Origin of the sequence: Natronococcus sp. A-GB7 (assembly GCF_029688865.1) — an archaeon.
Lineage (GTDB): Archaea > Halobacteriota > Halobacteria > Halobacteriales > Natrialbaceae > Natronococcus.
Window position 1 is genome coordinate 97,914 of sequence record NZ_JARUKV010000005.1, and the last position, 15,594, is coordinate 113,507.

The 15,594-nt window shown below is 64.3% G+C and carries 14 protein-coding genes; 4 read left to right on the plus strand and 10 right to left on the minus strand.

Going from position 1 to position 15,594, the window contains the following annotated elements:
- Positions 1-10 precede the first annotated feature (10 nt).
- The 3 genes from QA609_RS06255 to QA609_RS06265 form a co-directional block, all read right to left on the minus strand.
- A complete protein-coding gene (locus QA609_RS06255) occupies positions 11-1,267 on the minus strand; it encodes an HAD hydrolase family protein (protein WP_278301723.1) in 1,257 nt (418 codons plus the stop codon).
- 166 nt (positions 1,268-1,433) lie between these two features.
- Positions 1,434-2,219: an aldolase/citrate lyase family protein gene (locus tag QA609_RS06260; protein WP_278301724.1), complete on the minus strand. Its 786-nt coding sequence runs from the start codon at positions 2,217-2,219 to the stop codon at positions 1,434-1,436.
- On the minus strand, positions 2,219-3,106 hold the full coding sequence (locus QA609_RS06265; protein ID WP_278301725.1) for a hydroxyacid dehydrogenase: 888 nt from the start codon (positions 3,104-3,106) through the stop codon (positions 2,219-2,221). Before QA609_RS06265 ends, QA609_RS06260 begins: the two co-directional genes overlap by 1 nt.
- A 783-nt stretch (positions 3,107-3,889) precedes the next feature.
- Between QA609_RS06265 and QA609_RS06270 the strand changes: the two genes are divergently transcribed.
- A complete protein-coding gene (locus QA609_RS06270; protein WP_278301726.1) occupies positions 3,890-4,741 on the plus strand; it encodes a translation initiation factor eIF-2B in 852 nt (283 codons plus the stop codon).
- 254 nt (positions 4,742-4,995) lie between these two features.
- Positions 4,996-6,531, plus strand: coding sequence for a glycerol kinase GlpK (glpK, locus tag QA609_RS06275; RefSeq protein ID WP_278301727.1), 1,536 nt, complete (start codon positions 4,996-4,998; stop codon positions 6,529-6,531).
- Positions 6,532-7,267: 736 nt separating this feature from the next.
- On the opposite strand, the gene QA609_RS06280 is transcribed toward glpK, so the two are convergent.
- Positions 7,268-7,690, minus strand: coding sequence for a CoA-binding protein (locus QA609_RS06280; protein WP_278301728.1), 423 nt, complete (start codon positions 7,688-7,690; stop codon positions 7,268-7,270).
- Positions 7,691-7,893: 203 nt separating this feature from the next.
- On the opposite strand from QA609_RS06280, the gene QA609_RS06285 reads away from it, so the two are divergent.
- Entirely contained in the window at positions 7,894-8,703 is an 810-nt protein-coding gene (locus tag QA609_RS06285; protein WP_278301729.1) for a succinylglutamate desuccinylase/aspartoacylase family protein, read from the plus strand.
- On the plus strand, positions 8,700-9,011 hold the full coding sequence (locus tag QA609_RS06290) for a hypothetical protein (protein WP_278301730.1): 312 nt from the start codon (positions 8,700-8,702) through the stop codon (positions 9,009-9,011). The genes QA609_RS06285 and QA609_RS06290 overlap by 4 nt, the downstream gene beginning before the upstream one ends.
- A gap of 40 nt (positions 9,012-9,051) precedes the next feature.
- Here the strand turns inward: QA609_RS06290 and QA609_RS06295 are convergent, their stop codons facing one another.
- The 6 genes from QA609_RS06295 to QA609_RS06320 all read right to left on the minus strand — a co-directional run bounded on the left by QA609_RS06295 (position 9,052) and on the right by QA609_RS06320 (position 15,573).
- Positions 9,052-9,975 carry a CBS domain-containing protein gene (locus QA609_RS06295; protein ID WP_278301731.1) on the minus strand — a complete coding sequence of 308 codons (924 nt, stop codon included), beginning with the start codon at positions 9,973-9,975 and terminating at the stop codon, positions 9,052-9,054.
- A 221-nt stretch (positions 9,976-10,196) separates the two neighbouring features.
- Positions 10,197-12,179, minus strand: coding sequence for an FAD-dependent oxidoreductase (locus tag QA609_RS06300; RefSeq protein ID WP_278301732.1), 1,983 nt, complete (start codon positions 12,177-12,179; stop codon positions 10,197-10,199).
- 426 nt (positions 12,180-12,605) lie between these two features.
- Positions 12,606-13,199, minus strand: coding sequence for a universal stress protein (locus tag QA609_RS06305; protein ID WP_278301733.1), 594 nt, complete (start codon positions 13,197-13,199; stop codon positions 12,606-12,608).
- A gap of 182 nt (positions 13,200-13,381) precedes the next feature.
- On the minus strand, positions 13,382-13,630 hold the full coding sequence (locus tag QA609_RS06310) for a hypothetical protein (protein ID WP_278301734.1): 249 nt from the start codon (positions 13,628-13,630) through the stop codon (positions 13,382-13,384).
- 171 nt (positions 13,631-13,801) lie between these two features.
- Positions 13,802-14,452 carry a helix-turn-helix domain-containing protein gene (locus tag QA609_RS06315; protein WP_278301736.1) on the minus strand — a complete coding sequence of 217 codons (651 nt, stop codon included), beginning with the start codon at positions 14,450-14,452 and terminating at the stop codon, positions 13,802-13,804.
- A gap of 110 nt (positions 14,453-14,562) precedes the next feature.
- Positions 14,563-15,573, minus strand: a complete 1,011-nt coding sequence (locus tag QA609_RS06320; protein ID WP_278301737.1) for a phosphatase PAP2 family protein — start codon at positions 15,571-15,573, stop codon at positions 14,563-14,565.
- Between the last annotated feature and the right edge of the window lie 21 nt (positions 15,574-15,594).

The window sequence follows — 15,594 nt, forward strand, 5'->3', positions numbered from 1 at the left end:
GCAGGTGGAGCTACTGCTCTCGCGCCAGCCGGTTGAGCGCGTACACGGTCCGGAGAACGTCGCTGGCACGCCCCCGGTCGAAGACGAGTTCGTCCGTCGAGAGCACGTGATTCAGGACGCTCTGTGAGGCGTGATCCGGGGCGGCAGCGAGCCCCGCGTCGTTTTCGGCGACCCAGCGCATCACCCGCAGGTCGCTCTTGGAGTCGCCCATGACGATCGTGAACGGGTCGTCGATCCCGAGCACGTCGAAGGCCGCCTCAACGCCGACCACCTTGCTCAGCTCGAGACTGCCGATTTCGGCTGCATCACCCTCGTAGTAGCCGACGTCGATCCGATCGAACACGCTCCGGACGTCCTCGGGAACGTCCGCCGGGGCTGCGGCCGGGAGCCCCCCTTGTTGCTCGAGAACCAGACGGATTTCGGGATCCTGGTCGGCGTAGTAGGCGCGTGCCCAGTCCTGAGCGGTTTCGATCGCGACGTCTCCGACGTGTTCCAGGCTGGTGACGGCGTCACCGAGGAGATCGAGTTCGTAGACGAGCGCGTCGTCGATAGTCTCGCGCGCGGCGTTCGATCCCGTCTCGTAGTTGGGTTTCATCGTGACGTTGAACTCGTTGCCCTGCAGGTGACAGCCCGTACGGAGCCGCTCGGGGGCCTCCGAGAGAATGCGCGATCGGATGTCGGTGAACACGGTCTGGATCTCCGCGTCCAGATCCGCGTAGAGCAACTGTTTGGTGTCGCTGCCGTGTCTCGGCGTGAACACGCCCGTCCCGGTTTCGTACACGATGCTGAGGTTCCCCGAGTGAACGATCTCGCTGCCCAGCCCCTGGATCGCGAACCCCTTGACGTTCTCCAGGGTCTGCCCGGTACAGATGACGATCGGAACGCCCGCCTCGTGGAACTTGGTGAGGAGATTGATCGTGTCGCGGGGAATTTCGTTGTCGGTGCTTCCCGTCGAGCGCAGTGTTTCGTCGACGTCGAGGACGAACACGTTCACCGCGCGGTCGTACTTCTCGTAGAGGTCGAGCGCGGTAAAGGCCTGCTCCCGCGTCGCCCGGGTCGCCAGATCCGCGAACGTCGCCCCGACCGCGGGAAACGCGTCGCGGATTTCGGCCTTGCCGTCGGCGAGTTCCTCGCTGGCCTCCTGCCAGCGATCGAGTGCGACGCGGGAGTCGATCGCCGGAAAGAGATCGACGAGGTCCTGCAGAGCACGCAGGGTGTCGGTGTCGTGGTTCTCGTACAGCTGGTAGAGTCGGTCGTATCGCTCCATGTGAGACCCACGCGAGACAGTGCAATAAACGTCGGTTACGGACCGGAAGCTGGCGACGGTTGCTGACCCGTGAGATCCCCGATTCCAACCTCACCCCGTACCGAACGTCTCCCGACGACGACATCCGCCTGCCGAAAGCTACGGACCGTGCAACGGACGGGCTCGATTATCGCTCGAGTTCGTCCATCCGACCCTCGAGTGTCTCGCGGATCGACGAGACGTCCCCACCGATCCGAACGATCCGGTAGCCGGCGTCGATCGCCGCCTGCGCAGCGGTGGCGTCGTTCCGGATCCGACCGATCGGGATACCGGCCGCGAGACAGGCCTCGAGCGTTCGGTCGATCGCGGACGCTACGGCGTCGGGGTGCTTCGCTGTGGGGTCACCGGCAGACAGCGACATCGCCAGGTCTGCCGGACCGACGAAGGCGAACCCGAGCCGGGGCACGGCGAGGATGTCCTCGATGTTCTCGACGGCCCGTTCGTTCTCGATCATCGTCCCCACCAGAACCTCGTCGTCTTCCCCGGCGACGTAGCTGTCGGCGTAGCCGGCCCACTCGCCCGACCGACCGATTCCCTCCCCTCTATCGCCGACGTCGCCGTCGTACGAGAAGTACGCCGCCTCGATCCCCCGGCGTAACTCGCTTGCCGTCTCGATTCGGGGGAGCAGAATCGTTCGAACGCCGGCGTCGAGTACCTTCCTGACGAGTGGGGGGTCCGGTGCCGGCAGCCGAACCAGCAGTTCGACGTCGGCCGTTTCGGCCGCCCGGCTCAGCTCCTCGAAGGCGGTGCTGTCGTACGGGCTCGGTCCGCCGTGCTCGAAGTCGAGCCAGACGTAATCCAGCCCGAGATAACCGGCCGTCTCGACGACCGTCGGTGAGAACGTCGCTGCATTCATCCCCAGCACCGTCTCACCGTCTTCGAGCGCGCGACGGAGTCCGTTCTCGGTTCGCATTACGTCACCTCCAGGTCCAGGTCCTCGCGGTTCACCGTCGACTCGGGGAGCCCACCCTCGTAGACCCGGCGTACGTTCGCCGCTGCCCGCCGGCTCATGCGGACGAGCGCCTCGTGGGTCACGCCCCCGACGTGGGGCGTCAAGATCACGTCGTCGCGGGCGTACAGTGGGTGGTCATCGCCCGGCGGCTCCTCCTCGAAGGTGTCGAGGCCGGCACCGCCGAGCGCACCCGTCTCGAGCGCCTCGAGGAGCGCAGCTTCGTCGACGATAGCGCCCCGTGCGGTGTTGAGGAGCACGCCGGTTTCGCCGAGTGCTGCCAGTTCGTCCGCCGAGACCGCGTGGCGAGTCTCCGGAGTCAGCGGCACGTGGACGCTCACCGCGTCGGACCGGGCGAACAGCTCACCGAACTCCGAGACGCGCTCGACCCGTGCCGGCACGTCGTCGTCCGGAACGTACGGATCGTACGTGAGAACGTCCTGACCGATTCCGTGGGCCAGGTCCGCCGTCTCCCGGGCGATCGCTCCGAACCCGAACAGTCCGAGCGTGTCGCCCGTGAGCTCCCGGCCCGTAAACGCCGAGCGTTCCCAGCCGGCACCACGGACGTGTCTATCGGCGGTTGCGAGGTTTCGCCGGACGCCGAACAGCAGGGCAGTAGCGTGTTCCGCTACCGATCGTGCGTTGGCTCCGGGTGTGTTACAGACGACGATGTTGCGACGTGACGCCGCCTCGACGTCTACCGAGTCGAGGCCCGCCCCGTGTTTGGCGATGACCTTCAACCGATCCGCACGGTCGAGGACGTCGTCGTCGACCGACGCCAGTCTGAGGACGACGGCGTCGTACCGTCCGATATCCTCGAGTGCGGCTTCGTAACTGGCGTACTCGTCCATACCGGTGCACCGTGCAAAATCCGTTATCGACTCCGGGCCCGACGGGTGGATATCGGTCGGGAGGAGAACGTTCCAGTCTGTAGTCACAGCGACCGGTTCACCGGCCAGAGAGAAAAGTATGCACTCCGGCTGAGTGCCCCGGATTTCCGCGTGACGGCTCGGTTCGATAGGTCTCCGTTAGTTCCGTTCGCAGTCACATCCCGATAGTACCAGCCAGTCGTAACGTATCGTTCCAGTTCGAATACGATGGTATGTATGTAAACCCCTCCGTCACTCGTATAGTCACACCTACATTATTTCGACCGGTTCTCGCTCCCTCATGTCACTGACTGCGATCCAGTGTACGTAGCCATGACAACGTACAGACACTGTTCGTGACCGTACGCTTGACAGTCCGGTCGCGAAGACGACTTCGGGAGTGACCCGTTCGTGTGGATCTCAAGTCGTCTTCGTGGGGTGAGAGCGTTCCGTGTCCGCGGACGCGTCGAGAAACCCCAAGCCGAGGCTGGATCTGCTTCTTCGCTCCTCTTTCTCGTCTCCAATAAAAAGGGTATTGCTGGAAGGGCCCTGCTCGCTGCGGACTCGCGGGAGGGGGTCGGGTGTTGTCCGATCACGAACGCGGCCTCTGTAGTAGTCGCCGAAAATCAGTGCACTCCCGCTTGCGAATCAGCGGCCGCGCGGCCGATGCTGGCCGCTCGAGTATGAGTAGCGAGTAACTCGTTTCGACGACGACTGTCCTCCCTCGGGAGAAATTCCATGTAGGTGCGCACCATAGTAAGTGGTATGATAGACGAGACGGTGACACAGATCGAGGAGATGCAGACCCAGAGTGCATCGATCGTAGCAGTGAAGGCTGCCGAAGCGCTCCGGGAACTGACCGAACGGGAGTTCTATACCGTCGAAGAGTATCTCCGGTCGCTGAAACGAAACAGCGGGGCGCTCCACCGTGCGAGCCCCTCGCACGCGACGCTGTACACGACACAGCGACGTATCGTCACCGACGTTACCGAGTCCGATCCGGACACCGTCGAGGAAGCGAAGGAACGAACGCTCACTGCGATCCAGACCGTCGTCACTGCTGTCGAGTCGAGCAAGGACCGTGCCGCGGAACGAGCAGCGACGCTCATCGAGGACGGAGACGCGTTGTTGACACACGAGAACTCCTCGACGGTGATGGCAACGCTCGAGTACGCTCTCGATGCGGGCAAGCAGTTCGAACTGTACGTGACGGAGTCTCGGCCGCGTTTCATCGGGCGGAAAACCGCCCGCCAGCTAGCCGATCGTGACGGTGTCGCGGTGACGCTCATCACCGACAGTGCTGCGGGGCACTTCCTCTCCCAGTGCGATCGAGTCATGGTCGGGATGAACTGCATCATCGAGGAGACCGTGTACAACCGCGTGGGGACGTACCCGATCATCGCAACCGCGGCCGAGTCGAACGTGCCGGCAACGGTCGTCGGATCGTCGACGAAGTTCATCGACAGCGGCTTCGTGTTCGAAAACGAGCACCGATTGGCGTCCGAAGTACTGCTCGAACCGTCGGAGGGGTTCGACGTGGCGAACCCCGCGTACGACGCGACACCGGTGGGCCTCCTCGAGACGGTCGTTACGGACGAGCAGATACACGAGTACTGATGAACTGCGACCGTTACCTGTTTCGTCTCCGGAGATTTCGGTCGGCAGCGCTCGCTTCCTTGGTTCACGGCGACGGCCAGTCGACCACGTCCTCCTCCACCGACAGTAGTGTTCGACGGTCGTTCGAACCACGGTTCACTGGCGGCACCATAAGTTTAAGACTCTGGTGAGCATTGTCCACACGGACCAGGATACGCCAGTACTCGTAGCTGTCGCAGACACGGGGCGACTGATTACGAACAAACCAACCACACATGTCCTCAGAAAACACATACGTCGGTGCGATCGATCAAGGAACGACCGGCACACGGTTTATGATATTCGACCGGAGCGGGAGAATCCTCACCAGCGCCTACGAGAAACACGAACAGATCTACCCGGAACCGGGCTGGGTCGAACACGACCCCAGAGAAATCTGGGAGACGACGACGCAGGTCATCGAGACCGCGCTCGACTCGGCCGACCTCGACGCCGAACAACTCGCGGCGATCGGTGTCACCAACCAGCGCGAGACGACCGTCGTCTGGGAGCGTGACACGGGCGAGCCGGTTCACAACGCGATCGTCTGGCAAGACCGGCGGACGACCGACCGGATCGAAGAACTCGAGGAGGAGGGCAAAGTCGGGGAGATCCGCGAGAAAACCGGCCTCGAGGCGGACGCGTACTTTTCGGCGACGAAAGTCGAGTGGCTGCTCGACAACGCTGCGCCGGTCAAGATGCAGCGCTCGCGACCGGCCGATTTCCACGAACGGGCGGCCGACGGAGAGCTCTGCTTCGGTACGATCGACTCCTGGGTGATCTACAACCTCACGGGCAACCACATCACCGAGGTGACGAACGCCTCGCGGACCATGCTGTACAACATTCACGACCTCGAGTGGGACGACGAACTCCTCGAGGAGTTCGGAGTTCCGGAGGCGATGCTGCCGGAGGTCCGTCCGTCCAGCGACGAGGCACTCTACGGCCACACCGACGCGGACGGCTTCCTCGGTGCCGAGGTTCCGGTCGCAGGTGCCCTGGGCGACCAGCAGGCGGCGCTGTTCGGCCAGACGTGCTTCGATCCGGGTGACGCGAAGAACACCTACGGGACAGGGTCGTTCTTCCTCACGAACACCGGCACCGAGGCAGTCACGAGCGATCACGGGCTGTTGACGACGATCGGCTTTCAGCGCTCGGGCGAACCCGTCCAGTACGCCCTCGAGGGAGCGATCTTCGTGACGGGCGCGGCGATCGAGTGGCTCGAGGACGTCGGTCTGATCGACGACCCGGGCCAGACCGAGCAACTGGCACGAAGCGTCGACTCGACCGATGGCGTGTACTTGGTGCCGGCGTTTACCGGCCTCGGCGCCCCGTACTGGGACGGCCGCGCTCGGGGCGCGATCGTCGGGATGACCCGCGGTACTCGCAAGGAACACATCGTCCGTGCGACGCTCGAATCGATCGCCTTCCAGACGCTCGACGTCGCGGAGGCGATGGAAGCCGACACTGGGCTCGAGATCACGAGTCTCAAAGTAGATGGGGGCGCGGTGAAGAACAACTTCCTCTGTCAGCAGCAGGCGGATATCCTCGAGGTAGAGATCGTCCGTCCCGAAGTCGACGAGACGACCGCGCTTGGCTCCGCGTACGCTGCAGGTCTCGCCGTCGGCTACTGGGACGATCTCGACGAACTTCGAGACAACTGGCAGGTTGACCGGAAATTCACTCCCGAGGAAACCGAAGACGTCGATCGACGCCACGAGCGCTGGAAGGACGCGATCGAACGCGCTCGTGACTGGGCTCGCAAGGAGTGAGGCCAACGGTCGACTGTCGGTCTCGAGTTGGTCGCCGTGTCTGGTAACGACGGATCGTCGTATCGGTAGTGTGTTGGTGCGTGATTTTTGACCGTCCTGTACTGTTTAGCACCTCCGACGAAAGATATTCATTGAGTGATGATTATGGTAGGAGTATATTATAGTAGTGCCAAGAGAGTCCAACATACTCTCTACCGCTTGCCTGACTGTTGGCCACGAACTGTGGGATCAGTGACGCCGAATCTCGAGAGTACGAACCCAGTTTCCGATGTGGCTTCGATCGAGAGAATCGAAGCGGCCGTTTCCCCCTAATCGATAGACAGTCGTCAGATGCCAACTACCATCGACGAGAAATTCAGCGGTGGAGAGACCGTGTTTCTCGGTGTGTTCGTGCAGAAAACGCTGCAGCTTGATCGGTAGCTCGCCGTTCAAAGAGTGCGATGTCGGGGACGGACGTTGTAGCGACTTCTATTGCAAAATATGCACAAGATTAGGTGCCGTCAGTCTTGACAGCGGTTTTACCCCTGATCCAGGGACGACGGCCCTCGCGCTCCCGCGTTCGGGAAAATATAAGATCGGTTGAACGTAATAGGGCAACGGGAACGGGCTCGAGAGGGGAATCCTTCGGCACCAGATGGGCATTCGGCCTGTCCCGCCTGTAAAACAGTCCACTTTGTTACAGTTTTTGTGCTTCTCATAGTGGACTCCGGAGGTATTTATAGTACGAACGAACAGTTCACTTCATCGGATTACGGATGAGTTGCCCGTGTTCGACCTTCATACAGCGATCCTGAACGACGTCTACCCCCGCTGTCTCCGCTTCCCGTGCAGCCTCGTCGTTCCGAATTCCCTGCTGCATCCAGACTGCTACGACGTCGTCGCGATCGAGCGCCTCCTCGACGATCCCCGGAACCTCCTCGCCAGGCCGAAAGATCTGGACGATATCGATCGGCTCTGGAACGTCGGCGAGCGAATCGAACGCGTGTTCGCCGAAGATCTCGTCCGCGGTCGGATTGACCGGCAGTAGCTCGTACCCGTGGCGCTGGAGATACGCCGGGACGATGTGCGCCGCTTTTTCGTACGACGTCGACGCACCGACGACCGCGACGCGATCGTATCCGAGAATTCGCCGGAGTTCCTCGTCGTCCTCGATTGGCATACGGTCGATAGCGAGAGGCGACAGATCAGTGTACCGCCGGAGAACTCACGTCCCGCTCGGTTTGCCGACGATATGGATATTGAAGCGAGCTGCACACTCTCGATACCGCAGACAGTTCATACGCGATCGAAATCCGTTGCGATCTCGGATCGGGACTGACGACATATCATTTATATTTGCGCGCTCGAGAGGTCTAACACGATATGAAGAGACGGACGGTGCTCGGCGCCGGGGCCGCGACCGTCGGCCTGGTTGCGGGCGCGAGCGTCCTCCGATCGAGGGGCGAGCCGTCGGGACCGAGCGAGCCCCCGTCCCCCCACTCGTCGATGGACCTCGAGACGCACCCGATCATGGAGGGAACCGACCGTGAGACGCCACTGTTCGAACTCGAGGCCCCCGAGTTGGGCCCGACGGCGATCGTCTTCGGCGGGATCCACGGCGGCGAAACGAACGGGTATCGAGCCGCAGAGGAGATCATCGGCTGGGGTGTCGACAGCGGCACGCTGGTCGTGATCCCCTGGGCCGAGATCGTCGCCGTCGAGCGAAACACCCGCGACGGTCCGGAGGGGGACCTGAACCGGAAGTTTCCCTCCGGCGAGGAGCCGACGACCGAACTCGCACGGGCGCTGTGGGCGGAGGTCGAACGCTACGACCCGGACGTCGTGCTCGACCTGCATCGCTCTCGAGGGATCTACGACACCCACAACCAGTGGGTCGGGCAGGCGATCTTTCCGACGGGAGCGGGCGACGCCCCCGCCGATGCCAGGGCGGTGATCGAACAGATGAACGACGAACACGTCCCGCGGCTCATGCTCCCCCATCGGTTCACGATGGGGAACACGCTAACCGGCTCGAACCCGCTGTTGATCCACAAGGTCGGCGGCGATCTCGAGCGACCCGGTTTCCTCGTCGAACTCACGGACTTCATGCTCGATCCGGCGACGCAGGTGCGCTGGACGGAAGCGCTCACCGAACGACTGCTGGAGCGTTACGGTCTCGAGCGGATCGCATGAACGAGTATCGCGAGTTCGCGGTTCGGGTCCTGTTCGGGCCGGCGACGGTCGTCGCGTTCTGCCTGCTGTTCGTCCCCCTGGCCCTCGGCGTTCTCGACACCCGGCTGATGACGCCGTTCGCGGCGCCGGGATACGCACTCTTGCTCGCGATGACCGTCGTCGGGAGCTACGTGCTCCCGCAGTACTCCCTCTGGGTCTACTGGATTCCCTTCACTGTCGTCTGCTACGGGATCGCGACGGTCGTCGGCGGGCTCTACTACGGGGTCCGCGCGTTGCGGGACACAGGAGAGTCCGTGTCCGTATCCTGAGCGATCTCGAGTCCACGGCACTCCGCGACGATGACCCTCCCTAGGCGATCGTCTCGACCTCGACGGTCGCCGTCTCGGGTGCGTCGTCGACGAGCACCGTCGCTTCCCCCTCGATGACCCGTTCGCCGTCCGAATCGAGGACGTCGGTCGTCAGTTCGAACTTTCGGTCGCCGATCTCGCCGACGATCTCACAGACCGCCGTGACGCGCTCGCCGATATCGACCGGCCCCAGAAACGCCAGGTCCTGGGAGACGTAGATGGTGACCCCCGGGAGTCTGGCGAGGGCGGAGCTGATGAGCCCGCTCACGAGGGTCCCGTGGGCGATTCGTCGGCCGAATCGCGTCTCGCCCGCGTAGCGCTCGTCGAGGTGGAGTCGGTTGGTGTCGCCCGACGCCGTCGCGAACGACCGCACGTCCGCCTCGGAGATGGGTTTCGAGAACTCCGCCCGGTCGCCAACGCTCAGCCCGTCGGCGGAGACCGTCGAACACTCGAACGTCCAGTCGGCGTGCTCGTACTCGGTCTCCTGTCTGGCGTGATACTGGGGCGCCGACTCGGCGTCGGCAGTGAGCGTCCGACGGTGAAAGACCTGTGGAGCGTACCGGATCACGTCGTCGGTGCTCACCAGGCCGACGAGACGACCGTCCTCGACGACGACCAGCCGCGCCACCCCGTGGTCGTGCATGGTCTCGAGGGCGTCTTTGAGTTCGGCGGCCGGATCGGTCGTCGCGACCGGCGCGGACATGACGTCCGCCAGTAGCTTTTCGCGCGGGGACTCGCTCCGGTCGAGCGCCCGGATGAGGTCCGTTCCGGTGACGATGCCGACGACCTCGTCGTCCTCGACGAGGACGACCGAGTTGATCTCCTTCTCGAGGAGGGTCCCCGCGGCGTCGGCGACCGTCTCCTTCGGCGCAGCTGTAACCACCGGCGTGCTCATGACGTCTGCGACGCGGATCGGATACGACATCGCAGTGACGTAGGCTGGCGTCGATCATAGTATCGTGGTCCGGTTTTCAGCATCGTGGATCGGTCCGGTGCGATCCAGTCGCTCGAAGTTCGGCGAGCGGGATTCGGTCCCAGGCTCTTCGAACTCGTGGGGTCGGGAGGAAAGCGTTTGACGAGAACAGCAGAACGGGCGCTACCTGGATCTGTCCGCCGAAAACCGGCGCCGCGAGCTACCGGACGTGATCACGGCTGCGGGCTGAAGGTCCGGTACGGATCGCCGATCGAGATGCCGGCCTCGGTGCCGTCGAGGGTCGCGCGGTAGACGTCCCGGGACTCCCGAGCGTCGCCGACGACGTAGACAGGCGCGGGGTACTCCTCGAGTTCGTCGGCGAGGCCGTCGTTCGGCTCGTGTCCTACCGCAAGCACCACTCGGTCGGCCTCGTAGGCGGCCTCCGAGCCGTCGGGACGGACGGTGGTCACGCTCTCCTCTTCGATGGATAACACCGTCTCTCCCGTGACGAGTGCGACGTTGTCGTTCGACTCGAGAGCCTGAAGCACGTCGATACGGCTGATCCGTTCCTTGTCCGGCGCGATCCGATCGGTTTGCTCGATCACGGTGACTTCACAGCCCCGATCGGCCAGGAACCCGGCCGTGTCACAGCCCACGTCGCCGCCACCGACGACGACCACCGATTCGTCGTCGACCGAAACGGAGCCGTCGATGACGTCCCACGACTGGACGACGTGGGATCTGTCGGCTCCCGGAACACTGATCCCGCGAGGACTGGCACCGGTCGCCACGACGACGGCATCGGGGTCGGCCGCCTCCACTGTCGCTCGATCGACGCGTGCTCCGAGCCGAACGTCGACCGGACGACGCTCGAGCTGGTGCTCCAGATACTGGAGATACCATCCGTTTTTACCCTTTCCGGGCGGGGCGGCCGCGAGGTGGAGCTGGCCGCCCACCTCCTCAGCCGCGTCGTACAGTGTGACGTCGTGTCCTCGGTCGGCGCTTCGGATAGCGGCCTGAAGCCCCGCCGGGCCGGCGCCAACGACGAGTACCCGCTGGCGCTCCGGTGCGGGCTCGAGGGTGGCGAACTCCCGCTCGCGGCCCACCGTCGGATTGACCGTACAGCCCAGCTCCCTGTCGGCGAAGATCCCCTCGCCGATACAGCCGATGTTGCAGCCGATACACCGGTTGATTTCCGCCACGCGTCCCTCCCGGGCCTTGCGCGCGAAGTGTGGATCCGCGATGTGACCCCGGCCGACGGCGACGAAGTCGGCGTCGCCGTCGGCGAGTACGGTCTCGGCCGTCTCCGGCTGACGAATCACCCCGACGGTGATGGTAGGGACGTCGACGGTCTCCCCGATCGTTGCGGCGTACTGCGACCGCCAGGCTTCCTCGAAGCTCATCGGCTCGAGGACGCGGGTCGGCACGCCGTAGGCGCCAACCGTGACGCTGAAGGCGTCGACGCCGGCCGCGGCGAGCTGTTCGGCCATCCGTGTGGCCTCCTCGAGGCCGTAGCCGCCGTCGACGAACTCGTCGGCGCTCAGCCGGAACGACAGCGCGAGGTCGTCGCCGACCGCGTCCCGAATCCCCTCGACGATCTCTGTCGGAAACCGCATACGAGCGTCGAGGTCGCCCCCGTAACGGTCGTCCCGCCGATTGTTCCGTGGCGACAGGAACTCCTGGATGAGGTAGCCGTGCGAGCCGTGCAGTTCCACGCCGTCGAATCCGGCCTTCCGTGCGCGTTTTGCGGCGTCGACGAAGCGTTCCACCGTCGATTCGACTGCGTCGGTCTCGAGAACCCGCGGATCCCGAGCGTTGTACGCGTTCTCGACTCTCGAACTGACGACCGGTCGGGGGCCGCCGGTTTTCTTCACCGTGGTCCCGCCGCCGGCGTGGTGGAGCTGTACGAACGCGTTCGCCCCGTGCTGTTTGATACGCCGGGCGAGCTTCGAGAGCCCCGGAACGTGACTGTCGTCAGCGATCGAGAGCTGGTTGACGATAGCGCGTCCTCGAGGGTACTCGACGGCCGCGGTACCGACGGTGACGAGCCCGGTACCGCCGGCCGCACGTTCCGCGTAGTAGTCGAGCAGCCGGTCGGTAACTTCTCCCGAGGCGGTGGCATAATTCGTCCCCATCGGCGCCATGACGAGGCGGTTTCGGAGTTCGAGGGGGCCGATGCGTCCAGTGTCGAACAGGTGTGGAAATTCGGAGGTCATTGGTGGTGTGGGCCGAAGAGAGCGTGCAGTGGGCTACTGTTCTTTCGGCCCGACATAAACTCTCGCAGTGTTCTAACGCTCGAATAATCGGAAGTGGATATTCTACGCCTCGTATCACGCTCTCGATGCCAGCCCAGCTCGCTCCAGTCAACCCCCGTTACTGTCATCGGTCGACTCTCGGACGGGGCTGGATCCGACTCTGGTTGACGCTTCGTCCACTCGAGGGAATCGACCACGGAAACACGAGCGAGACCCTCGGCTCACTCGGGGGATCGATCGCTCGCGGTTCGTTGTCGCCACGGCCATTGGCGTCGATCGGCTGTACCTCGCGCTCGTGGCCGCCGGGCTGTCGATCGTCTCGGGGGCAACGTCCACGACGCCGTAGTACATGCCGACACCGAGAGAAACGACGGTCCGCGACCCACGCTACGATCGACCGGATTTCCGAACCGAGATCACGGGGCGGTCCACCGATCGCAAGATCTCCTGGGAGACGCTGCCGAACAGCGCCTGCCGGGCGGGAGAGCGATCGCGGCCGCCGACCACGACGAAGTCGGGATCGACGTCCTCGACCGCAGCGAGGACCCGCTCGGTCGGTTCCCCGACGTCGCCGCGGATCTCGTAGTCGATGCCGTCCTCCTCGAGGGCCGCCGCGAACTCCCGAATCAGTTCCTTTCGCTCGAGAACCGTCTCGATTCCCTCCACGGACGGCGACTCGGCCCGTTCCGCGGCGTCGCCGCGCTCGGACCACGCTTTCACCCATTCCGGAACGTCGCCCTCGATTCCCGGCTGGGTGGCCGGTTCCGTCCGTGACCACCGTTGTACCCACTCGAGGGGTTCCTCGTCGCTCGCCGCTTCGGTCTGTGAAACCGCCTGCTGGTACGTCTCCTCGGTGAGGACGTGGACGAGCACGACCGTCGCGTCCACCGGGGCGGCGACGTCGATTACGGCGCTGGCAATCTCGTCGGTGCGGCCCCGATCCTCCTCACCGACGGTCACCAGGATCGTGTCTACACTCATACAGTTTCCTTCGACCTCGAGACAGATAGCGCTATCACCCGCTCGAGTCGGTGGTGCTCGAGGCGTACGACGGTGTGGATAGCGTTCGGGAGTGCTTCGGCTCCTGGTAACGGCCCGATCCGAACGAAGCAAAAGCGGGGGAACGCAAATCCGTCGACGTCTCCCCTACTGAACGCGCGGGCTTATTCGAGCGCCTCGAGAAACTCGTCGAGCGTGTCGGTGAGTTCGTCGACCTCTCTGCCGTCCTCCTCGGTGGAGTAGCGAACGATGTAGACGTCGTTCTCGTTGGCGTCGCGCGTGCCGTCGACCTCCTCGACGCCCTTCCAGATCCCGGTTACCTCGACCTCGCCGTGTCGTTCGTGCTCGTAAGTCTCCTCCCGTTCGACCACCTGCTCGCCGTTCGATCCCGGTTGCTCGTCCGACTCACCCATTGGCTTGCTTGCGGTCGCTGGTGTCCCCCTCGAGCAGTTCCCCTTCCCCGACCGTGGCGTCGACACCGCCGAACCGGGTCGACACCTGGCGCTCGTTTCGCATCACGTGGTACCGTTAGCACGGAGCGGTGGTGAGTTTAACTTTTACTTTCGTAACGTGTTTATAAGTGATCAGTCCGACCGTCCGATCAACGTGCTCGCGATCAGCCGTCTGGTTCCGCGCTGGAGGCGGGAGGCAAGCGCCTGTCGGGAGATCTCGAGTTCGTCGGCGACCTCCTTCTGCGTGACTTCGCGCGGGGAGTCGTAGAACCCGCGGGCGTACGCCAGCGTCAGCGCCTCCCGCTGGGCCTCGGTGAGGTCGTACTCCTGGCCCGACTCGAGCGGCGAGAGCGCGTGGAGCTGGGTCAGCTCCACCGGGATGCCGTGGCGCTTGCAGTAGGACTGAAACGCCGAGACGTCCTGCTGTTCGGTCCCGCGGACCTCGAACGTCCATTCCCCCTCCTTGCCGACGGCCGAGACCAGCGCCACGTCGGTCTCGAGGATCGCCGTCAGCACGCTCTCGTACTCGAAGTCCCAGTCGATGCGGACGAACAGCTCTCCGTTGACGTCGTCGACGACGCGCAGGCCGTCGATCCCGGGGTGGTCGATCCCTTCTAAACTGATCTCTGCGGAGTCCTCTTGCTTGAGCCAGAAGTACGGGATCAGTACATCGTTCGTGGGGACGACCCGGTCCAGCTCGATCCGAGCAGCGGGGAACTTCGAGAACACTTCGGCGAGCGGAAACTCCCCCTCCGTCGCGGTAAACGAGGCCTCGATCGCCATACCGGCCCTCGTCGCGAGGACGCAAAGCTCTACCGTAGCCCCTCCCGAATCGCCGCGAGTTCGGAGCGGGCGGTCGCGCCGGCTCGCCGAATCGAACCGGCCGCGGTCGGTCAGTCGTCGGTCCGCTCCTCGGGTGTTGGTTCCTCACCGACGGCGTCGGCGTCGACGGTCCGCCCGCTGAACGGCAACGCGGTCTGGAGTGTCCGAGTCACCCTCGAGTCGTTGAACCGAGTCGCGACGAACGGCACCGCGATCGCGCCCCCGAAGGCGACTGCGAACCCGACGGTCTCGAGGATCGCCAGCAGGCTCACCGTCACCGTCTCGGCGATCACGAACCCGCCCTCGACGGCGATCAGCAAGTCGAGCAGCCTGACGACCGCGAGCAACGGAAGCACGAACAGGCCGAGCGCCAGCACGGATGCCCCAAGCGGCTCGGCGTTCCGGTCCTCGAGGAGCGGCCACGTCACGAGTCCGCCAAGCGATGCCCCGATCGCCATCGTCGTGTACTCCTCGGAGCCGAGCAGGAAGGCCCCGACCGCGATCGCAAGCGAGAGTGCGAACATCGGCGTGACCGATCGGTTCGTGATCCGGAGGGCGACGGCGACGAGCGCGAGTCCCAGCGCGACGCCGAGGATGACGTCGCCGACGTAGTGAACCCCGAGGACGACCCGCGAGAACGGGATCGCGACGATCAACGCGGCCGCGACCGCGTACCGCTGCCAGCGTTTCCCGACGTTCGTCACGACGGCCAGTGCGCCGTAGACCGACGCGGCGCCCATCGCGTGGGCGCTGGGTGTGCTCCAGCCCGGGTACGTCTCCGGGGCGAAGGCTAGCGGTGGCTCGGCCGCGTACAGCGGGCGCTGGACCTCGAGGATGCCCTTGAGTCCGGCGACGAGCGCGAGCGTCGTGACGGCGATCGCGAGCACCATCGCCCGATCGTGGCGGTCCTCGGCGGCGCCGAACCAGTACAGCAGGGCCGCGACGGCGACCAGCGTCGCCCCGTCACCAAGGGTGGTGATGACTCCGAAGGCCTCGACGACGGCCCGAGGCAGCGCCTCGTTGATCGATCTGTTTACTTCGGGATCGAAGAGGACCGTGGGCAGGTCTCGCCCCTCGCTCATTCTATGGATCGATTCGAGAAC

Bases quoted from the DNA above. Each gene is read 5' to 3' on its own strand.
- QA609_RS06255 (WP_278301723.1), bottom strand. From the start codon at position 1,267: ATGGAGCGATACGACCGACTCTACCAGCTGTACGAGAACCACGACACC.
- QA609_RS06290 (WP_278301730.1), top strand. From the start codon at position 8,700: ATGAACGAGTATCGCGAGTTCGCGGTTCGGGTCCTGTTCGGGCCGGCG.
- QA609_RS06300 (WP_278301732.1), bottom strand. From the start codon at position 12,179: ATGACCTCCGAATTTCCACACCTGTTCGACACTGGACGCATCGGCCCC.
- QA609_RS06315 (WP_278301736.1), bottom strand. From the start codon at position 14,452: ATGGCGATCGAGGCCTCGTTTACCGCGACGGAGGGGGAGTTTCCGCTC.
- glpK (WP_278301727.1), top strand. From the start codon at position 4,996: ATGTCCTCAGAAAACACATACGTCGGTGCGATCGATCAAGGAACGACC.
- QA609_RS06305 (WP_278301733.1), bottom strand. From the start codon at position 13,199: ATGAGTGTAGACACGATCCTGGTGACCGTCGGTGAGGAGGATCGGGGC.
- QA609_RS06260 (WP_278301724.1), bottom strand. From the start codon at position 2,219: ATGCGAACCGAGAACGGACTCCGTCGCGCGCTCGAAGACGGTGAGACG.
- QA609_RS06270 (WP_278301726.1), top strand. From the start codon at position 3,890: ATGATAGACGAGACGGTGACACAGATCGAGGAGATGCAGACCCAGAGT.
- QA609_RS06280 (WP_278301728.1), bottom strand. From the start codon at position 7,690: ATGCCAATCGAGGACGACGAGGAACTCCGGCGAATTCTCGGATACGAT.
- QA609_RS06320 (WP_278301737.1), bottom strand. From the start codon at position 15,573: ATGAGCGAGGGGCGAGACCTGCCCACGGTCCTCTTCGATCCCGAAGTA.
- QA609_RS06295 (WP_278301731.1), bottom strand. From the start codon at position 9,975: ATGTCGTATCCGATCCGCGTCGCAGACGTCATGAGCACGCCGGTGGTT.
- QA609_RS06285 (WP_278301729.1), top strand. From the start codon at position 7,894: ATGAAGAGACGGACGGTGCTCGGCGCCGGGGCCGCGACCGTCGGCCTG.
- QA609_RS06265 (WP_278301725.1), bottom strand. From the start codon at position 3,106: ATGGACGAGTACGCCAGTTACGAAGCCGCACTCGAGGATATCGGACGG.
- QA609_RS06310 (WP_278301734.1), bottom strand. From the start codon at position 13,630: ATGGGTGAGTCGGACGAGCAACCGGGATCGAACGGCGAGCAGGTGGTC.